This is a genomic window from Pseudoalteromonas ulvae UL12 (assembly GCF_014925405.1).
Lineage (GTDB): Bacteria > Pseudomonadota > Gammaproteobacteria > Enterobacterales > Alteromonadaceae > Pseudoalteromonas > Pseudoalteromonas ulvae.
Window position 1 is genome coordinate 1 of the sequence record NZ_AQHJ01000026.1, and the last position, 19940, is coordinate 19940.

Below are 19940 nucleotides of genomic sequence, written 5' to 3' on the forward strand. Positions count from 1 at the left end.
ATGTTTGGCTCGACCGCTAAAATCTCACCTATGTTTGAGCCTGCCAGCTCTTGCACTATTTGCAGTGCTGGGCTTTCGCGCAAGTCATCAATGTCGGCTTTAAAGGCCAAACCTAAACAGGCGATGACAGGTTTTTTAAATTGGTCGGCCGCTTGGGTGATTTGGTCAATCACGTAGTAAGGTTTGGCATCGTTAGTTAAACGTGCTTGACGAATTATTTTTGCTTCGTCTGGGCAGCTATCCACAATAAACCATGGGTCAACAGCAATACAATGACCGCCTACACCTGGGCCTGGGTTTAAAATGTTCACTCGTGGGTGGCGATTAGCCAGTTTAACGAGTTCCCACACGTTGATTTTTAGCTTGTCACAAATCACTGATAGTTCATTGGCAAAAGCAATGTTGACATCACGGAATGAGTTTTCGGTGAGTTTGGCCATTTCTGCGGTGCGGGCATTTGTCACAATACACTCGCCGCGGACAAATGTTTCGTACAGTTCAACGGCTTTGGCACTACAGGCTTTGCTCATGCCACCAATGACACGGTCGTTTGAGACCAGCTCTTGTAGTACATAACCAGGCAGTACGCGCTCTGGGCAATGGGCCACGTTGATGTCTGCTGCATCACCTTGGTCTTGCGGAAAGCTTAAATCAGGGCGTGCTGCACTCAACCATTTGGCCACACCCTTGTTGGGGCAATAGCATTGGCAGCTGATTCAATATAGCTAAGGTCGGCTTTGTGCTCGCCTGAATCACTGTGAATAAAGGGTGTTGGTACGGCGACCATAAACACATCGGCTTTTTCTGGCGTGGTGGTGGCACGTAAATTACCCGTTGTAACGACACCGCGTACAACGATGTCTAAATCAGGCTCGACGATATGAATGTCACCAGCGTTAATGGTGTCTACTGCATGTTGGTTGACATCAACCCCCACGACTTCCATTCCGCGCGATGCAATTACAGCCGCTGTTGGTAAGCCGATATACCCTAACCCTATCACGGATACTTTTTTGATAGACATGGTCTTTTTCCTTAAAACTTATGATTGATACGCGCCGTTTTTACTTCTGTTCGCTTAAACAGCGCGGGCAATAAAATGATTAACTGGTTTTTTATTTAACTGATTGTTTTAGCCTTTGCGGCTGTGTTTAAGCAAAGTGCTTTTTAATTTTTGCGACAATACGGGCGCAGGCTTGGCCATCACCATATGGGTTATGAGCACGACTCATGGTGTCGTAATCAGCCTGATTGGTCAGTAAGTTATGGACTTCGCTCACTATGCGGTCTTTGTCTGTGCCGACTAATTTAACCGTACCCGCAGCTACAGCCTCTGGGCGCTCTGTGGTATCGCGCATCACCAGTACCGGTTTACCTAGGCTGGGGGCTTCTTCTTGGACGCCGCCAGAATCCGTGACAATAATGTGCGCTTGATTCATTAAATACACAAACGGTAAATATTCTTGCGGCTCAATTAAGTGAACGTTGTTTACATCTTTTAAGATACGATTAACTGGCTCGCGTACATTAGGATTTAAATGCATTGGGTAAAGAATTTGTGCCTCTGGGTGCGCGGTGGCAATATCAGCCAGTGCTTCACAAATACGCTCAAACCCGCCGCCAAAGCTTTCGCGGCGGTGGCCGGTTACTAAAATCAGTTTTTTATTCTCGTCAAGCTCAGGAAATTTTGCCTTAAGGGTACTGATTAAATCCGTGTCGTTTTGTACTTTATCAACCACTTGCAACAATGCATCAATCACCGTGTTGCCAGTAATGACAATATCATCGCCATTAATCGCTTCGTTTAATAAGTTTTGCTGTGAGGTTTCGGTTGGAGCAAAATGTAATTTGGTGATTGCGCCTGTCAGCTTACGGTTGCCCTCCTCTGGCCAAGGTGAGCTTAAATTACCGGTGCGTAAACCCGCTTCTACATGCCCAACTGGAATTTGTTGATAAAACGCGGCCAAGCTTGCTGAAAGCGTGGTGCTGGTGTCACCGTGCACTAACACGATGTCGGGTTTAAATTCTTCTAAAATCGGCTTGAGGCCCAATAAAATATTGGTGGTGACATCGTATAAGCTCTGACCCGGTTTCATGATGTTCAGGTCGTACTCTGGCACAATATCAAAGAGTTCAAGTACTTGGTCGAGCATTTCGCGGTGCTGTGCGGTCACACACACTTTGGCATCTATTCCCTCTGCATCATTGAGCGCTTTGACGAGTGGGGCCATTTTTATTGCTTCGGGGCGCGTGCCAAATACGCTTAATACCTTAATTGTCATTATGTTACCTGTTTTATAAATTGCTAAATATGTTACTCAGTTTGACTGCTATCTCGCCGTTTTGTACCAACCAGCTAGCGGCTTTACCTTAACTTTGAAAGTTAGGCGTTATCAGTTTGTTTGCTGTTTACTTTGGCGTTTTCGATGGCCAGTAGGCTGTGTAAACCTGCTTTGAAGTCATCACCTAATGAACAGCACTGCATGGCGTATTCTACGTTTGCCAGCATGTAACCAATTTTTGAGCCGCAATCGTGCGACTTACCTTTTAAGTGGTAGGCTTCGATGGTTTCGAGCAAACGTAACTGATGCAATGCATCGGTGAGTTGAATTTCGCCGCCAGCGCCTGGTGGGGTAAATTCAAGTAAATCCCAAATCGCTTGCGACAATACATAACGGCCAGTAATGGCTAAGTTACTTGGTGCTTCGTCGATGGCGGGTTTTTCAACCATATCAGATATGACAGCGTTGTCACCTGCAGAAATTACAGCACCCTTTAAATCGACGACACCATACTGATTCACTAACTCGTGCGGGACTGGCTCAACCATAATTTGGTTGGCGCCCGTTTGCTCAAAACGATTGATCATTTGTGCAAGGTTGTCGGTTTTTAAATTTGATTTGTATTGATCGATGATGACATCAGGTAACAGTACCGCAAACGGTGCGTGGGGCGCGTGCCAAATACGCTAAGTACTTTTATTGTCATGTTTTTATCTTTAATTAGGTGATATCTATCTAAAACTACCAAATACTATATCAAATAATAGTAACTCATTGCCTGTGTTAGTTTTGTTTTTTTAGCTTTTCGTATAAAGTTTAAGCACTGGCATGATCTGGCGCACTAAGATATAAAAAAATACCCGTTTTAGCAGCTAAGTCATTTAGAGTTAGTGTGCTATGAGTTATGATTATATTTCAACAAACATTAAGGCTTCTCTTTTGTTACGTTTTTGGCTCTTGCCTTTGCTTATCATCTCATTTTGTGTACTAGCATCTCGCTTACTTGATGACTTAGCGACTGATGCTGTTTTGAATAAAATAAATCAGGTTTATGGTCAAGTTGGTAGCCAACGCGTTAATAATTGGATGTCTCTACTTAACGACATTAATGGCGACAGTGAGTGGCAGCAGCTTAATAAAGTTAATAGCTTTTTCAATCGCCAGATCCAATACCAAAATGATTTACCGTTATGGGGCAAAAACGACTACTGGGCCAGCCCCGTTGAAATGCTGGGTGTCGGCAGTGGTGATTGTGAAGATTATGCGATTGCAAAATACTTTTCATTGCTGTCATTAGGAGTCTCAGAAGAGAAAATGCGCTTAATGTATGTCCGCCAGCTAACGGTCAATGAGCCTCATATGGTGCTGATTTATTTTGAAAAACCAGATGCCATTCCGTTAGTGCTCGATAATTTTGAACAACGCATCAAACCCGCCAGTCAACGTCGAGATCTTAAACCGATATACAGCTTTAATGGCCAAGGATTATGGATGGCGAAAGCCAAAGGTTTAGGCAAAAAAGTAAAAAATTCCAAAGGCGTCTCTGCATGGGAACATTTAATGCAGCGGATCGAGCGAGGTGAAATGAACAATATTGATGGGAATCAATCAAAAGGAACCAGTTATGCCAAAATCTAATCACAAAGGGATCAGCTTAAAAGTTCAGTTGTATGGCCTTATTATCTTGTTAACACTGTTATCTTTCGCCGGACGTTTGTTGATAAGTGTTGACCACACACGTGATTATTTAAATGAGCAAATGGCTAGCCACTCCCAAGATGCCGCAACCAGTTTAGGTTTATCGATTTCGCCTTATATGGACGATCAAAACCTTGTCATCGCCGATACCATGATGGCGGCGATTTTTGACTCGGGTTATTACCAGTCGATGAAGTTTGTTGATTCCAACGGTGTGATCAAGCTCAACAGAGAAAACCCGAAGTCGGTTGAGTCTGTGCCTGCGTGGTTTATGCATTTGTTTGAGTTGACCCCGCCGACGGGTTCGTCTGAAGTCAATGATGGTTGGCAAATAGCCGGTACTTTGTATGTGACCAGCCACCCTGGTGTATCGTACCTGCAGTTATGGGATTACAGTATTCGGGCTTTTTCTGGTTCGTTGGCTATTTTAGCGGCCAGTTTATTGTTTGCTTATTTGATTTTGCGTATGGTGCTTAAGCCCATTTCGACCATTACCGCTCAAGCCGACGCGGTAACTAAAAAGCAGTTTATTCAAAACGAAACATTTTATTGGACCAAAGAAGTCAATGTACTGGCATTGGCGATTAATGCCATGATTAGCAATGTGCAAAAAACCTTTGAATCGATGACGCAACATGCTGAAACCCTCACCCAAGATGCTTATTTAGACAAACTCACCAAACTAGGTAATCGCCGTGCATTTGAAAGCCAGTTCAGCGCGTTCCAGCACGACCTTGAGGGTCATACTGATGTTTACTCGATTGGTTTAATGACCTTACCTTCTTTACAAAGTATGAATCGTGACTTTGGTTATCAGTCAGGTGATGATTATGTTGTGCAGGCCGTTTCAATTTTAAAAAGCGCGATTCATGACATTGAAGGTGCAAAAGTATTTAGAACCGCAGGCGGCAGTTTTATTTTTATGTTGCCATGCAGCATCGAACTTTGCTTAGAGCACGTTCAGCAAGCCTATGAAACCTTACATGCGCAAAATTCAAGCCGTTACCCCGAAGGATTTGGCCAATTAGTGGTGACTGGTTTTACTCACCATGACTCCATTAGCCATTTATTATCGCGCCTTGATACATTAATTACCGCAGAAACCGCGCAACTGGGCAGCGGCTTTAATTCAGATACTTTCCAATCAGCAGCGTTTGAACAAGGCCCAGCCCTTGGTTTGCAAGATTGGAGTGCTTTAATTAAGGACATTATTGCCAGCGGTGAAATAGAGTTTTCATTCCAGCCAATTAAAGCGGCCAATAGCATTAACATTATTTATAACGAATTATTTGCTCGTTTTAATCATCAAGGTAATTTAATTGCTAACGCGCAATTATTTGCCATGGCTGAGCGCCTTAACCTGACTGAAGAACTCGATAAAAAACTTATTCTAGCGCTTTGGTCACATATTCAAAATGGTCTTGATAAACCCATCGCCCTGAATATTAGCCGCCAATCATTACACAGCGATTCGTTTGTTACTTGGCTCAATGATTTTATGCAAGATAAACAAGGCCAGCTAGACAACTTGTATTTTGAAGTCAATGAAACTGCACTGATCGATAATATTAACAGTGCAACTGCACATATAAATGTGTTTAAGTCTCATGGTATTAAAATGTGTATCGAGCGTTTTGGTGTCAGCTTTAGCTCGTTCAAATATTTACGTGGGTTAGATATCGATTTTATTAAACTCGATGGCAGTTATGTACGTGATTTAATGCAAAACCCCGATAACAACTATTTTATTCAAGCGGTGACACAAATTTGTCATGGTCTGGGGATTAAAGTAATCGCGTGTCATGTTGAAGATATTGAATCTTATAAAAGTGTCACAGAGCTGCATTGTGATGCATGTCAGGGGCAGTTTATACAAGCACCGATGAAACTTTCTCATGATTGTTTAAAAAGTGAGTGCAACGACTTTTTAAATACTTTAAAATACTTAAAGGATTGTTAACTAACCATGGAACTTAAAAGGATAACCATGAAAAAAACAACTATTGCAACTTTATTGCTTGCAGCTGTAGGGACAATGGCAGTGATGCCAGCGTCTGCACAAACAGCACAGGAAATCATTGCTGCTGCTTTTGCTAATACACAAAATGCTGCAGATTCTCTTAAAGCAGCGATTGAAGCAAACCCAGAAATGGCAGATGAGCTTTTAGCAGCGGCGATTGAATCTGTAGGTGCAGAATCAGCAAATGTTCCTGCTCTTTTAAATGCAGCAACAGAAGCCGGTGTTTCAGCTGATACAGTAACTGCTGTTGCAGTTGCGAATGGTGTTGATGCAACGACAGCTTCTCAAGCAACTGCAGCTGGAAACAGCCAAGGTCAAGGCCAAAGTGGTAATAACCCAGGTCTAGGTCAAAACAACGCAGGCCAAGGCAATAACAATGCTGGCGGCAACCGTGGTGGAAACGCTGGTGGCGGCGGCGGCGGCGGCGGCGGCGGTGTTTCTGAGCAAGGTTTATAATAAAAAGGCCCTTTTTTAAGGGCTTTTTTTATATTTAAATTTCAACAATTTTATAGTCTTGGTATGATAGCGCCCAATAATGGAATAGGACGATGGGTACAAAGTTGAAAGCTGTAATTTTAGGATGTTTATGTTTAATCATTTTTTGGTTGCCTATTCCCCTTGGTAGTTATCGCCCATGGGCGATGATGTTACTTAGTTGCTTTGTTGGCGGGTTATTTTTAGCACATTTAGGCTTAGCCTATTTTAACCGCGGGCATTTACTCCCTCCTAAACAAAGCTTGGTCATCTTAGCGCCTATTTTGGCTGTTATAGCTGTTCTTGGCATACAGCTTATCCCAGGATTGACGGCTTCAGAAAATACCCTAAATACGCTGACTACACTGTCGATTGATCCCACTCAGACAAAAGTAATGCTGATCAAAAGCATCACGTATTTTATGTTTGCCTGGCTTATATTTAGTTACGTTAATCATGTAGATGCACTTAAAAAAGTCTGTTATTCGATTATTGCTGCCGGATTATTCCAAGCGCTTTATGCCACATATTTAAACCTCAACTCTGATATCACTAGCCCACTATTTGGTTATCAACATCATGATCGGGCCACGGGTTCGTTTACCTATTGGAACTTTTTAGCTAACTATTTAGCACTGTGTTTATCAATTGGGATTGGTCTGTTAATCAGCCAACTGGCCTTATCGAGCAGTGGATCACAGCTCAGAGCTAAATTACGTGGTGTCATTACTATTCTATTGAGCTCAAAAATGCTACTACGCTTGAGCTTAATTGCCATGATCATCGCGCTTATCTTAACGCGCTCTCGTATGGGGAACTCTGCCTTTTTTATCTCGTTAGCTGCCATTAGCCTCTTTGCGTTTTTCTTTTATAATCGTCGCCCAAGATATTTACGTACTTTAATTGTAAGCTTTTTTATTCTTGATTTAATTATTGTGGGCGCCATGTTTGGCCTTGAAAAAGTCAAAGAGCGCTTAGTCGAAACCAGCTTGTCTTCTGAAACTCGTGATGAAGTGGTCAGTGATTCACTCCCGCTGATTTTAGATAACCCGATCTTAGGAAGTGGCGGTGGTAGTTTTTATACGGCATTTCCAGCTTATCAACCAGGCCCCTACTCTGGGTTTTACGATAATGCACACAATGATTATATCCAGTTTGCTGTTGAGCTGGGTCTTCCTATTACTTTATTACTTGGCGCGATGATGCTTTTTGCATTGTATCAAGCCATTCATACGATGGTTAAACGAAAAACGCCGCTTTATCAGGGGATTGCATTTGGTTGTGCCGTGGCAATTTTACATATGCTTTTACATTCGACTGTCGATTATTCATTACAAGCAGGTGCCAATGCACTAACCTTTATCGTCATTTTGTGTTTGGTTATTATCACTGCTCACTTACCTCATCCAAAACGCAGACATTCTCAAGATTCCTAAGCACGATATTCGCACTTAGCTGAATTTACACTAAGCTTTTCACTAGGATACTGTTACCTTTACGCCTAGTGAGAAGCTTTATATGTCAATTGAAAACGATCCCCATTCTGCTGAATTAAATGTAGAGGCTGAACAAGCCAATGCCTCTGACAAGCAACAGACTCACAAAAGTATGCCCATCACTAAACAAGCAAAGTCGCTATCAAAATTGATAGATGACATACCTGAAGAGCCCGAAGCTCAGCCTGCGGATCCAACAAACCAAAAAAAACATTTTGGTAACCTAAGTAAACAATCTAAACAGCAAGATGATGAGTTAGCGACCTCTGTTGAAGATCAGAACGATGATTTATTAGCGTTTGAAGGCCCTGACTTTGAACTAGACATGGAATCTGATTTGGATTTTGAGCAAGATAATAATCTAGGTATCGAACCTGAACTCGAGGTCGAACCTGAACTAGAAGTCGAACCTGAACTAGAAGTCGAACCTGAACTAGAAGTCGAACCTAAACTTGATGTCGAATCTGAGCTTAATGTCGAACCTGAGCTCGAAGCCGAACCTGAGCTCGAAGCCGAACCTGAACTAGAAGTCGAACCTGAGCTCGAAGCCGAACCTGAGCTCGAAGCCGAACCTGAGCTCGAAGCCGAACCTGAGCTCGAAGCCGAACCTGAGCTCGAAGCCGAACCTGAGCTCGAAGCCGAACCTGAGCTCGAAGCCGAACCTGAGCTCGAAGCCGAACCTGAGCTCGAAGCCGAACCTGAGCTCGAAGCCGAACCTGAGCTCGAAGCCGAACCTGAGCTCGAAGCCGAACCTGAGCTCGAAGCCGAACCTGAGCTCGAAGCCGAACCTGAGCTCGAAGCCGAACCTGAGCTCGAAGCCGAACCTGAGCTCGAAGCCGAACCTGAGCTCGAAGCCGAACCTGAGCTCGAAGCCGAACCTGAGCTCGAAGCCGAACCTGAGCTCGAAGCCGAACCTGAGCTCGAAGCCGAACCTGAGCTCGAAGCCGAACCTGAGCTCGAAGCCGAACCTGAGCTCGAAGCCGAACCTGAGCTCGAAGCCGAACCTGAGCTCGAAGCCGAACCTGAGCTCGAAGCCGAACCTGAGCTCGAAGCCGAACCTGAACTAGAAGTCGAACCTGAACTAGAAGCAGAATCTGAACTAGAAGCAGAATCTGAGCTAGAAGTCGAATCTGAACTTGATATCGAATCTGAGCTAGAAGTCGAACCTGAACTTGAAATCGAACCTGAACTCGAAGCCGAACCTGAGCTGGAAGTAGAAGCTGAACTAGGAGCAGAACCTGAGCTAGAAATTGAACCAGAACTTGAAGTTGAACCTGAGCTAGAAGTCGAAACTGAACTTGAAAGCGAACCTGAACTTGAAAGCGAACCTGAACTTGAAAGCGAACCTGAACTTGAAATCGAACCTGAACTTGAAATCGAACCTGAACTTGAAATCGAACCTGAACTTGAAATCGAACCTGAACTTGAAATCGAACCTGAACTTGAAATCGAACCTGAACTTGAAATCGAACCTGAACTTGAAATCGAACCTGAACTTGAAATCGAACCTGAACTTGAAATCGAACCTGAACTTGAAATCGAACCTGAACTTGAAATCGAACCTGAACTTGAAATCGAACCTGAACTTGAAATCGAACCTGAACTTGAAATCGAACCTGAACTTGAAATCGAACCTGAACTTGAAATCGAACCTGAACTTGAAATCGAACCTGAACTTGAAATCGAACCTGAACTTGAAATCGAACCTGAACTTGAAATCGAACCTGAACTTGAAATCGAACCTGAACTTGAAATCGAACCTGAACTTGAAATCGAACCTGAACTTGAAATCGAACCTGAACTTGAAATCGAACCTGAACTTGAAATCGAACCTGAACTGGCATTTACTCCCTCCTAAACAAAGCTTGGTCATCTTAGCGCCTATTTTGGCTGTTATAGCTGTTCTTGGCATACAGCTTATCCCAGGATTGACGGCTTCAGAAAATACCCTAAATACGCTGACTACACTGTCGATTGATCCCACTCAGACAAAAGTAATGCTGATCAAAAGCATCACGTATTTTATGTTTGCCTGGCTTATATTTAGTTACGTTAATCATGTAGATGCACTTAAAAAAGTCTGTTATTCGATTATTGCTGCCGGATTATTCCAAGCGCTTTATGCCACATATTTAAACCTCAACTCTGATATCACTAGCCCACTATTTGGTTATCAACATCATGATCGGGCCACGGGTTCGTTTACCTATTGGAACTTTTTAGCTAACTATTTAGCACTGTGTTTATCAATTGGGATTGGTCTGTTAATCAGCCAACTGGCCTTATCGAGCAGTGGATCACAGCTCAGAGCTAAATTACGTGGTGTCATTACTATTCTATTGAGCTCAAAAATGCTACTACGCTTGAGCTTAATTGCCATGATCATCGCGCTTATCTTAACGCGCTCTCGTATGGGGAACTCTGCCTTTTTTATCTCGTTAGCTGCCATTAGCCTCTTTGCGTTTTTCTTTTATAATCGTCGCCCAAGATATTTACGTACTTTAATTGTAAGCTTTTTTATTCTTGATTTAATTATTGTGGGCGCCATGTTTGGCCTTGAAAAAGTCAAAGAGCGCTTAGTCGAAACCAGCTTGTCTTCTGAAACTCGTGATGAAGTGGTCAGTGATTCACTCCCGCTGATTTTAGATAACCCGATCTTAGGAAGTGGCGGTGGTAGTTTTTATACGGCATTTCCAGCTTATCAACCAGGCCCCTACTCTGGGTTTTACGATAATGCACACAATGATTATATCCAGTTTGCTGTTGAGCTGGGTCTTCCTATTACTTTATTACTTGGCGCGATGATGCTTTTTGCATTGTATCAAGCCATTCATACGATGGTTAAACGAAAAACGCCGCTTTATCAGGGGATTGCATTTGGTTGTGCCGTGGCAATTTTACATATGCTTTTACATTCGACTGTCGATTATTCATTACAAGCAGGTGCCAATGCACTAACCTTTATCGTCATTTTGTGTTTGGTTATTATCACTGCTCACTTACCTCATCCAAAACGCAGACATTCTCAAGATTCCTAAGCACGATATTCGCACTTAGCTGAATTTACACTAAGCTTTTCACTAGGATACTGTTACCTTTACGCCTAGTGAGAAGCTTTATATGTCAATTGAAAACGATCCCCATTCTGCTGAATTAAATGTAGAGGCTGAACAAGCCAATGCCTCTGACAAGCAACAGACTCACAAAAGTATGCCCATCACTAAACAAGCAAAGTCGCTATCAAAATTGATAGATGACATACCTGAAGAGCCCGAAGCTCAGCCTGCGGATCCAACAAACCAAAAAAAACATTTTGGTAACCTAAGTAAACAATCTAAACAGCAAGATGATGAGTTAGCGACCTCTGTTGAAGATCAGAACGATGATTTATTAGCGTTTGAAGGCCCTGACTTTGAACTAGACATGGAATCTGATTTGGATTTTGAGCAAGATAATAATCTAGGTATCGAACCTGAACTCGAGGTCGAACCTGAACTAGAAGTCGAACCTGAACTAGAAGCAGAATCTGAACTAGAAGCAGAATCTGAGCTAGAAGTCGAATCTGAACTTGATATCGAATCTGAGCTAGAAGTCGAACCTGAACTTGAAATCGAACCTGAACTCGAAGCCGAACCTGAGCTGGAAGTAGAAGCTGAACTAGGAGCAGAACCTGAGCTAGAAATTGAACCAGAACTTGAAGTTGAACCTGAGCTAGAAGTCGAAACTGAACTTGAAAGCGAACCTGAACTTGAAAGCGAACCTGAACTTGAAATCGAACCTGAACTTGAAATCGAACCTGAACTTGAAATCGAACCTGAACTAGAAGTCGAATCTGAACTCGAAGTCGAACCTGAACTAGAAGTAGAAGTTGAACTAGAAGTCGAACCTGAGCTAGAAGTCGAACCTGAGCTCGAAGTTGAACCTGAGCTAGAAGTTGAACCTGAGCTTGAAGCAGAAGTTGAACTAGGAGCAGAATCTGAGCTAGAAGTAGAAGCTGAACTCGAAGTCGAACCTGAGCTAGAAGTCGAACCTGAGCTAGAAGTCGAACCTGAGCTAGAAGTCGAACCTGAGCTAGAAGTTGAACCTGAGCTTGAAGCAGAACCTACAAACAATCATTCTAATTTTGATCTCGAGGACATGTCGTTACTAGAAATTGAAAAAAAGCTGCTCGAAACATTTATCAGTTTGCATGATTTATTGACTGAAATTTCAACTCAAAAAAACCATCACAATAACGAGTCCGCGACACCTTCAGCAAATCAGCTGTTTGCGACGGCAATTCATATGGCTAAATCTAAGAATGATATTGGCGCGGCAAAATGGATGAGGCGCGCTGCAATTAGTGGCCATGTTAAAGCTCAGTTTTACTTAGGGCTAATGTTCGCAAAAGGTAACGGCCTACCACAAAGTGAATATCACGCATTTACTTGGTTAAGCTTGGCTGAATCTCAAGGTTCAATAGAAGCCGTTGAAGCTATATCTAAGTTGCAAAAGCACTTATGTGCAAAACAAATTAAGGATGCAAGAATGTATGCGGCTTCTTTATATGAACAGATTCATGATGCAAATCATGGCCTATAATCTTACTTGATTACCCTAAGGCACAAACACTTAGTGCCTTCTCATTAGCCTGCATAATTGCAGGCTTTTTTATTCAAACACTCCCCTATTTTTTATCAATATTTCGAATAGTGCATTACATCAGATGATTTTTTGAACTTTTGTAGCTGTTTAAATAAACAAAATGTAAAAAAAGGCTTGCACCATACAACTGTATAAACTACTGTATATACATAACTACTGTATAAACAACCAGTGAGATACTTATGTTACAAACAATTGATGTACGACGTGTTAAAAGTTACCAAGATACCTGTGCTAAAACTCATTTACATCTAGTTGAAGTCGATGATGATATCAGCGCCACTTTTGAGCTGTTAAAAATCCTTCATCAATTTAATCAACAACCTGGTTGGACGTTACTCATTGCACCTGACGCAGTGCCGAGTAAATCGCTGTTAGACTCTTGCTCAATCGATAAATCTAAGTTACTTGTGATCAGACAAAAACATCTTTCGAACCTTGAATATGTGCTCAACTCCGCACTTTATAATGGTAACTTTTCTGCTGTCATCACTTGGACAAATATGCTGAACGCCGAGCAGCTTAATCAATTAGCTCTCCAGCCAGCACTTAACAAAAAAACAGCGCAGCTTTATAGCTTTGTAAGAGACAATAACGCTATTTCAACGGCCCCTTTAAATTAGTACCGTACCAGTTGAATCAGGCTCAATGAACGCAATGCTAAACGGTATAAATTTAGGAAAACCTCGCAATTTTGCGATACACTTGCGGTTTTTGAAGATTAGGTAAAAATGTATGTGTTATTGTGGTACCGACCTCACATTTGAACACTGTTGCCAACCTTATATCGTTGGCCAACGCACGCCAGCGCATGCTGAACAACTTATGCGCTCCCGTTTTAGTGCCTATGTAATTAGAAACGCAGATTATATTCACCATACTTACGCGGTCGAAAAACGCCCAGAAAACGTCATTGCAGATATCAACGACTTTGCTAAAAGCTGCCGTTTTATCAAACTCAAGGTGCTAAATAGTGAAGAAAACGGTGATCTTGCCACGGTTGAATTCAGTGCTCAGTACTTTTATCAGAACTTATTCTGCCAACTTAATGAGTTATCTCGGTTTGAAAAACGTGACGATCAATGGTTTTACGTTGATGGGGATATTACGCCTACACCTGATCTAAAAGTTGGCCGAAACGATTTGTGCCCGTGTGGAAGCGATAAAAAATACAAAAAGTGTCACGCTACAGGTTGAGTTAAGCTGTTTTATCGCAAATTAAATAGCAATAAAAATCCAGCGCGCTTTTATGCCGTAATGACAGATAATGGTTTATGCAAGGCTGGGTTTTGCAAATTATCATAAAACGCTGCGGCATTGATTTGCATCTCGCCCATTTGAGTATCTTGCTTTAAGTATCGCTTTTTCACATTTAGCTCGCAGTTATTGATAATTTCCGATGATATATGCAAATTATCATCGCGCAATGCCAGCGGCTCTGGCTTTAAATACTGCTTTAACTTTATTTGCTTCATCCCATCGGACTGTAATAATGCCGCATTCTCTTGCCCAATCAAAAAATCTATTGGTTTTATAGCTAAAGGTTGAGCTGGCCCCGCACCTAATTTAATCCTTAAATCAGTACTGTCGCTGATTTCAGCATATGGGTTGGGCTGCTCTTCATGAGGTAAATGGAATTGTGCAAAATCCACAGCGTCATGGGATAACATCGCTAACAACAGCGAAAAGTCAGATCTGCGGTTTTCATCAACCGAAATCGCCAGCTGATTACCCAGCTGTGCTTCGTTTGTTAAAATTCCATCAATCTGCATTAATAATAACCACTGTTGTTTTTACTAATGAATTTATCGGCATTACTGCCAATTTCTTTAATCTTTTTCCTTTACATCATGAACATTTTTGATAATATGCCCGCACTGAATTTGGAGGGGTTCCCGAGTGGCCAAAGGGATCAGACTGTAAATCTGACGGCTCAGCCTTCGGTGGTTCGAATCCACCTCCCTCCACCATTCTTTCAGTGCCAATTTAGTTCACCTATCGCGTGATTATCTAGTTTTACCTACCTAGTAAAAGTAACCTTAAATTCAATAACACTGTTTGACAGTTTGACAGTTTGACTGTTTGACAGTTTGACAGTTTGACTGTTTGACTGTTTGACTGTTTGACTGTTTGACTGTTTGACTGTTTGACTGTTTGTAGCTTATCAAGAATCAACACAACCATTAATTTTACGCAATATATTTAACTTGAGCACTGCTGTAAGCAGAGACTTGGTTACTTAGAATGACTAGCTGAGGCTAAACAAAATTAGTAACAACCTTCTCATCTCGATAAAAACGCGTTTATCAGGAACAGAACTCATCACGAACAACTAACAGCCCTTGCTCTTTTGACTTCATTTTTGTTTTTTATTGGATCAAAAAACACCAACATGACTACTAAACAAGCAAACAGTTTAAAACTGTCATAAAACTTCTTTACACCGATCAGATTTTTGCTATTATCGCCCTCGTAGAAACGGAGGGGTTCCCGAGTGGCCAAAGGGATCAGACTGTAAATCTGACGGCTCAGCCTTCGGTGGTTCGAATCCACCTCCCTCCACCATTCTTTCAGTGCCAATTTAGTTCACCTATCGCGTGATTATCTAGTTTTACCTACCTAGTAAAAGTAACCTTAAATTCAATAACACTGTTTGACAGTTTGACAGTTTGACTGTTTGACAGTTTGACAGTTTGACTGTTTGACTGTTTGACTGTTTGACTGTTTGACTGTTTGACTGTTTGACTGTTTGACTGTTTGACTGTTTGACTGTTTGACTGTTTGACTGTTTGACTGTTTGACTGTTTGACTGTTTGACTGTTTGACTGTTTGACTGTTTGACTGTTTGACTGTTTGACTGTTTGACTGTTTGACTGTTTGACTGTTTGACTGTTTGACTGTTTGACTGTTTGACTGTTTGACTGTTTGACTGTTTGACTGTTTGACTGTTTGACTGTTTGACTGTTTGACTGTTTGACTGTTTGACTGTTTGACTGTTTGACTGTTTGACTGTTTGACTGTTTGACTGTTTGACTGTTTGACTGTTTGACTGTTTGACTGTTTGACACTTTCTAGCTTATCAAGAATCAACACAACCATTAATTTTACGCAATATATTTAACTTGAGCACTGCTGTAAGCAGAGACTTGGTTACTTAGAATGACTAGCTGAGGCTAAACAAAATTAGTAACAACCTTCTCATCTCGATAAAAACGCGTTTATCAGGAACAGAACTCATCACGAACAACTAACAGCCCTTGCTCTTTTGACTTCATTTTTGTTTTTTATTGGATCAAAAAACACCAACATGACTACTAAACAAGCAAACAGTTTAAAACTGTCATAAAACTTCTTTACACCGATCAGATTTTTGCTATTATCGCCCTCGTAGAAACGGAGGGGTTCCCGAGTGGCCAAAGGGATCAGACTGTAAATCTGACGGCTCAGCCTTCGGTGGTTCGAATCCACCTCCCTCCACCATCTACTCCCTTCTTGATAAATCTCTATTTTGTATCTAGTAAGTTCATCTTCTCGTTTAACCAATCTTGTGCTTCATCGACTTGAGAATAATATTTTTTGACTAATAGCCAAAAATTCTTGCTGTGATCCATAAACTTCAAATGCGCTAATTCATGCACTATCACATAATCAATGACCCAAGTAGGTACTTGCGCTAGCAGTAAATTAAAACTGACCACTCCTTTACTCGAACATGATCCCCAACGTCGACGATAGTATTTCACTTGCACTTGTTGATAACTTAATCCCATTAATGACGAAAAATGAGTTATTCGTTGTGAAATGTAATCACTCAATTGCTCGCTAAACAGGTTTTCTAATTGTTTGACTCGAAAAGATGCAGGATCTTTTACTCGACTCGCGGTATGAATCGTAATTGAACTCTCACTGACAAGGTAAGTGCTTTTACTCGCAATTTGCCAATTGAGAGCATAGGGCTTTGCAAATAAATCAATTGTTTCTCTATCGAAATGCCCGGGCTGGGCCTGCGCTTGCTGTCGTTGTAAATGAATCATGATCCACTGTTGTTTTTGTTGAACCAGCTGCGTTAAATACTCGACTGACACACCATAGGGACTATGGACAATAACTTGCTGATTTTGAATTTTAATCGCAATCGTTTTGCGTCGTTTACTTTTTTTTATCGTGAACTCAGGTAACAGCACCAAATAGGACCTTTTTTAAAATTAACCTGCATTTAGCGAAGGAAATACAGCAGCTTGGTGGTAAATAGTTTACTATCTAATAGGCAGAGACAACAATTAAAGGTTCAAAAAATCAATTCCATGACAGCCAAATCACTCATTAACTATAAAGATAAAAAAGTTCTCATAGTAGATGACCAACGCTCATTTCAAACCATGATGAAAGGATTGTTGTTTAGTATCGGTGCACGGAATATCAATTTTGCCAACAACGGTGAATCTGCACTTGCGCAATGTCTTGAAACAAAGTTCGATTTACTTTTTATTGACTATAACTTAGGCCAAGGTAAAGACGGGCGACAATTGCTCGAAGAGCTGCGCTTAAAAAAATGCTTGGCGGTCGATGCCATTTATATGATTGTCTCAGGTGAAAGTACCCGCCCCATGGTGCTCGGTGCAGTCGAAGTTGAGCCTGATGACTATTTGATCAAGCCTTTTTCACAAGGATTATTAAAATCACGTATTCATCGAGTTTATAAGCGAAAGCAACTGCTTAAAGATGCGATGCTAGCGTTAGAGCAAGAGCAATACGATACAGCGATTAAATTAATCTTAGCCGTCAAAAAATCGCAGCCACGGTATCGTCAGTATTGTGTGCAATTACTCAGTAATATTTACATCAAACAAAAAGACTATGAAAATGCACTGCAGTTACTGAAAAATGAACTAGCCATTAAACGCGTCACCTGGGCGCTTATTTCGAGTGCCTCCATTTACTTACTGAAAAAAGATTTCGAGCAAGCCCTCACTTTGTGTGAAGAAGTCCTTGATATCAATCGATTTCGTGCCGAAGCCCATGACATAAAGGCGCGCTGCCAATTAGCCATGGGCCAAACAAAAGAGGCACTCAAAACAATCAAACAAAGTGTGAGTATCTCCCCTTACTCTTTTACTCGACAATTTTTACTGGCCGATATCGCGCGTGAAAACAAAGCCTATAACTCGCTCATCAACGCCTGTCAGAATTTATTAGACATGAGCCGTCGCTCAATTCATCAAGATGTTTCGTATCAGCTTAATTTTATCCGTGCATTATTTGATGCAGCACAAAATAGCGACAATGAGCCCGATAAAGAGCACTATCTCAAAGAAACAAAAATAGCATTACAAAAAGCAAGGGCTGATCAACAGCTATTTATTGATACGCCTTTTGATGTCTTCGAAGCCATGTGTTTGGCCCGACTCGATGCGCTAAAAGGAAACTATTTGCAATCAAAGAAATCCTTAGGAGTAGTGCAAGAGCAAATTAATAACAACGAAAGCGAAATGCCTTTGGAATTATATCCAGAGTCAATCATGACATTGCTCGAAATTGGTGAATTTGAACAAGCGTTTGAGTTATTAGATAAATTTAAACAAAACAATGGCCGTAATACTGACTTTATTGAAGCGATTATGGCGGAGCAAGCTGACAATGCTGAACAAAAAATTGCCAACTTTGAAACCCATAACAAACAAGGGATCGAGCAATATAAAAAAGGCAATTTTAGCCTTGCCATTGAAGAGTTCGAAAAAGCACTCAACTATGCCCCGATGAATACTGGGAGTGCTTTGAACCTGATCCAAGCGCTGCTGCAGGTACTTCAACACCCAGACAGTGATACGGCGAGTTTAAAACAAAAATGTATCGAAACGTTCAACCTCGTAGATGGGATCACCTTACCCAAAGCTCATTTTGATCGCTGTGTCGAACTAAAAACAGAATTCAAGCGGATCAGTGCACACCTCTCTAAATAATAAAAAACTACTTATAAATGAGTCACCTCCTCGGCTTAAGAGGAATTTTAGTGCTAACCTTAAATTATCTCAGTTTGTGCATGTACGCTTATGACTCAAAAACCTATTTGTAAATATTGCAGTCCCGACGGTAAAAAGTGCCAAGAAATCGATATGGGCACTGGTTTTTGCTTTTGGCACGATGAAAAATTCGATAAAAGTGGTCTAGATCTAAAAGATAAGCTTGAAAGATACGCTCTAAATGGCGGCTTAATGCAAGGGCTCAAGCTAAAACGGGCAAATCTAGTCGGCTTAAACTTAGTAAGAAGAGGCTCAAAAGAAGGCTACGATTTATCTTTTGGGGATTTTTACCGGGCCAATCTGCATGGCGCGCACTTATTTAATACCAAACTCACCCACTGCTCATTGATGAAAGCTGATTTGCGAGATGCAAATCTTCATTGCTGTAAGTTGCAACATACCAATATGTTAGGCATCAAATTAATTGGGGCGCGCATCGATAATATGACCGTTGGCGATGTGATCCAACAAGAGCGATTTGCCAAAGAAGCGTTGCAGCAAGGCAACCATGAAGCTGCACTCGATTATTATGAACAATCGGAAGAAATCTACCGAGACTTACGTAAAGCTGCAGAGCATCAGGGATTATTTGAGGTTGCAGGCGCTTTTACCCACAAAGAAATGATTATGCGCCGTTATCAACAACCTAAGTATTCAAAGCGCAGAATCGTGTCTAAATTTGTTGATTTGTTGTGTGGTTACGGTGAAAAACCCACAAATGTTATTTTCTTTTCTTTATCTTTGATTTTTATTTCTGCTATTGCGTATTTCTTTTTAGGGGTCAATTTTGGTGATGAACTAATTCAATTTTCATTACAACAAAGTGCAGAACAAAATATGTCAGACTTTTTCAATAGCTTATATTACTCTGTTGTAACCTTCACCACGCTGGGTTATGGGGACATCACCCCTGTGGGTTATTCAAGGCTTATCGCAGCTATTGAAGCCTTCTGTGGCAGCTTTACACTGGCACTCTTTGTGGTGGTCTTTGTCAAAAAAATGACCCGATAACATCACGCGCCCATGTGAATTTGACTGATAATAAACAAACACACAAACGCGATACTGATGAGTCTAAAAAAGAATAACTGACTTTTTAAGCGTTTAATTTCTTTGCTTTTTTTAAATACTCTCACTTCAAGGGCGCGACAATAAGAATGACTTAACATAGCAATCTCCAACTGAGTTTTAACCCTCTGATTAATGCATAGCCAATGCCACATTCATAATGTTGTTATGAAAAGTCACAGTTCACTCTCGTTCATTAATCAGCCTCGACGGACGTAAAAGCTGATTAATGCATCTG

General features: G+C 41.4%; 16 protein-coding genes, 3 tRNA genes and 2 pseudogenes. 14 read left to right on the top strand and 7 right to left on the bottom strand.

The features are described from left to right. The 3 genes and pseudogenes from PULV_RS07350 to PULV_RS07360 all read right to left on the bottom strand — a co-directional run. Positions 1–1024 (bottom strand): annotated as a pseudogene (locus PULV_RS07350) (nucleotide sugar dehydrogenase); the annotation flags it as partial. 127 nt (positions 1025–1151) lie between these two features. Next, positions 1152–2282, bottom strand: coding sequence for a non-hydrolyzing UDP-N-acetylglucosamine 2-epimerase (gene wecB / locus PULV_RS07355; protein ID WP_193331338.1), 1131 nt, complete (start codon positions 2280–2282; stop codon positions 1152–1154). A gap of 101 nt (positions 2283–2383) precedes the next feature. Next, positions 2384–2944: pseudogene (locus PULV_RS07360) on the bottom strand (sugar phosphate nucleotidyltransferase); the annotation flags it as partial. 235 nt (positions 2945–3179) lie between these two features. On the opposite strand from PULV_RS07360, the gene PULV_RS07365 reads away from it, so the two are divergent. From PULV_RS07365 to PULV_RS07405, 9 genes are all read left to right on the top strand, one after another. Further along, on the top strand, positions 3180–3920 hold the full coding sequence (locus tag PULV_RS07365) for a transglutaminase-like cysteine peptidase (protein WP_193331339.1): 741 nt from the start codon (positions 3180–3182) through the stop codon (positions 3918–3920). Then, on the top strand, positions 3907–5940 hold the full coding sequence (locus PULV_RS07370; protein ID WP_193331340.1) for a bifunctional diguanylate cyclase/phosphodiesterase: 2034 nt from the start codon (positions 3907–3909) through the stop codon (positions 5938–5940). The genes PULV_RS07365 and PULV_RS07370 overlap by 14 nt, the downstream gene beginning before the upstream one ends. Positions 5941–5967: 27 nt before the next feature. Next, positions 5968–6456, top strand: coding sequence for a hypothetical protein (locus PULV_RS07375; RefSeq protein ID WP_193331341.1), 489 nt, complete (start codon positions 5968–5970; stop codon positions 6454–6456). A 92-nt stretch (positions 6457–6548) separates the two neighbouring features. Continuing rightward, positions 6549–7910 (top strand): O-antigen ligase family protein, encoded by a 1362-nt coding sequence (locus PULV_RS07380; RefSeq protein WP_086742257.1) that lies wholly within the window; start codon positions 6549–6551, stop codon positions 7908–7910. 82 nt (positions 7911–7992) lie between these two features. After that, positions 7993–9828 (top strand): hypothetical protein, encoded by a 1836-nt coding sequence (locus PULV_RS07385; protein WP_193331342.1) that lies wholly within the window; start codon positions 7993–7995, stop codon positions 9826–9828. Further along, positions 9791–11008: an O-antigen ligase family protein gene (locus tag PULV_RS07390; protein WP_227009374.1), complete on the top strand. Its 1218-nt coding sequence runs from the start codon at positions 9791–9793 to the stop codon at positions 11006–11008. Before PULV_RS07385 ends, PULV_RS07390 begins: the two co-directional genes overlap by 38 nt. An 82-nt stretch (positions 11009–11090) precedes the next feature. After that, entirely contained in the window at positions 11091–12551 is a 1461-nt protein-coding gene (locus tag PULV_RS07395; RefSeq protein ID WP_193331343.1) for a tetratricopeptide repeat protein, read from the top strand. A 245-nt stretch (positions 12552–12796) separates the two neighbouring features. Next, positions 12797–13237 carry a SulA-like leucine-rich domain-containing protein gene (locus tag PULV_RS07400; protein WP_086742258.1) on the top strand — a complete coding sequence of 147 codons (441 nt, stop codon included), beginning with the start codon at positions 12797–12799 and terminating at the stop codon, positions 13235–13237. Between the two features lie 112 nt (positions 13238–13349). Next, positions 13350–13811: a YchJ family protein gene (locus tag PULV_RS07405; protein ID WP_086742259.1), complete on the top strand. Its 462-nt coding sequence runs from the start codon at positions 13350–13352 to the stop codon at positions 13809–13811. A 50-nt stretch (positions 13812–13861) separates the two neighbouring features. Here PULV_RS07405 and PULV_RS07410 read toward each other — a convergent pair whose 3' ends face one another. Beyond that, positions 13862–14386: a VC2046/SO_2500 family protein gene (locus PULV_RS07410; RefSeq protein WP_086742260.1), complete on the bottom strand. Its 525-nt coding sequence runs from the start codon at positions 14384–14386 to the stop codon at positions 13862–13864. A 113-nt stretch (positions 14387–14499) separates the two neighbouring features. Here PULV_RS07410 and PULV_RS07415 point away from each other — a divergent pair. Both PULV_RS07415 and PULV_RS07420 read left to right on the top strand, forming a co-directional pair. Beyond that, positions 14500–14584 (top strand) — tRNA-Tyr (locus tag PULV_RS07415). 510 nt (positions 14585–15094) lie between these two features. After that, positions 15095–15179 (top strand) — tRNA-Tyr (locus PULV_RS07420). Between the two features lie 75 nt (positions 15180–15254). Here the strand turns inward: PULV_RS07420 and PULV_RS07425 are convergent. Continuing rightward, on the bottom strand, positions 15255–15713 hold the full coding sequence (locus tag PULV_RS07425) for a bacteriophage T4 gp5 trimerisation domain-containing protein (protein WP_193331344.1): 459 nt from the start codon (positions 15711–15713) through the stop codon (positions 15255–15257). Between the two features lie 296 nt (positions 15714–16009). Here PULV_RS07425 and PULV_RS07430 point away from each other — a divergent pair. Beyond that, positions 16010–16094 (top strand) — tRNA-Tyr (locus PULV_RS07430). 23 nt (positions 16095–16117) lie between these two features. Here PULV_RS07430 and PULV_RS07435 read toward each other — a convergent pair. Next, positions 16118–16798, bottom strand: coding sequence for a M48 family metallopeptidase (locus tag PULV_RS07435; protein WP_193331345.1), 681 nt, complete (start codon positions 16796–16798; stop codon positions 16118–16120). A gap of 120 nt (positions 16799–16918) precedes the next feature. Here PULV_RS07435 and PULV_RS07440 point away from each other — a divergent pair, with 120 nt between their 5' ends. Both PULV_RS07440 and PULV_RS07445 read left to right on the top strand, forming a co-directional pair. Then, a complete protein-coding gene (locus PULV_RS07440; RefSeq protein WP_086742263.1) occupies positions 16919–18574 on the top strand; it encodes a tetratricopeptide repeat-containing response regulator in 1656 nt (551 codons plus the stop codon). Between the two features lie 90 nt (positions 18575–18664). Then, positions 18665–19645, top strand: a complete 981-nt coding sequence (locus tag PULV_RS07445) for an ion channel (RefSeq protein ID WP_193331346.1) — start codon at positions 18665–18667, stop codon at positions 19643–19645. A gap of 2 nt (positions 19646–19647) precedes the next feature. Here the strand turns inward: PULV_RS07445 and PULV_RS07450 are convergent, their stop codons facing one another. Then, a complete protein-coding gene (locus PULV_RS07450; protein WP_176365097.1) occupies positions 19648–19803 on the bottom strand; it encodes a hypothetical protein in 156 nt (51 codons plus the stop codon). Between the last annotated feature and the right edge of the window lie 137 nt (positions 19804–19940).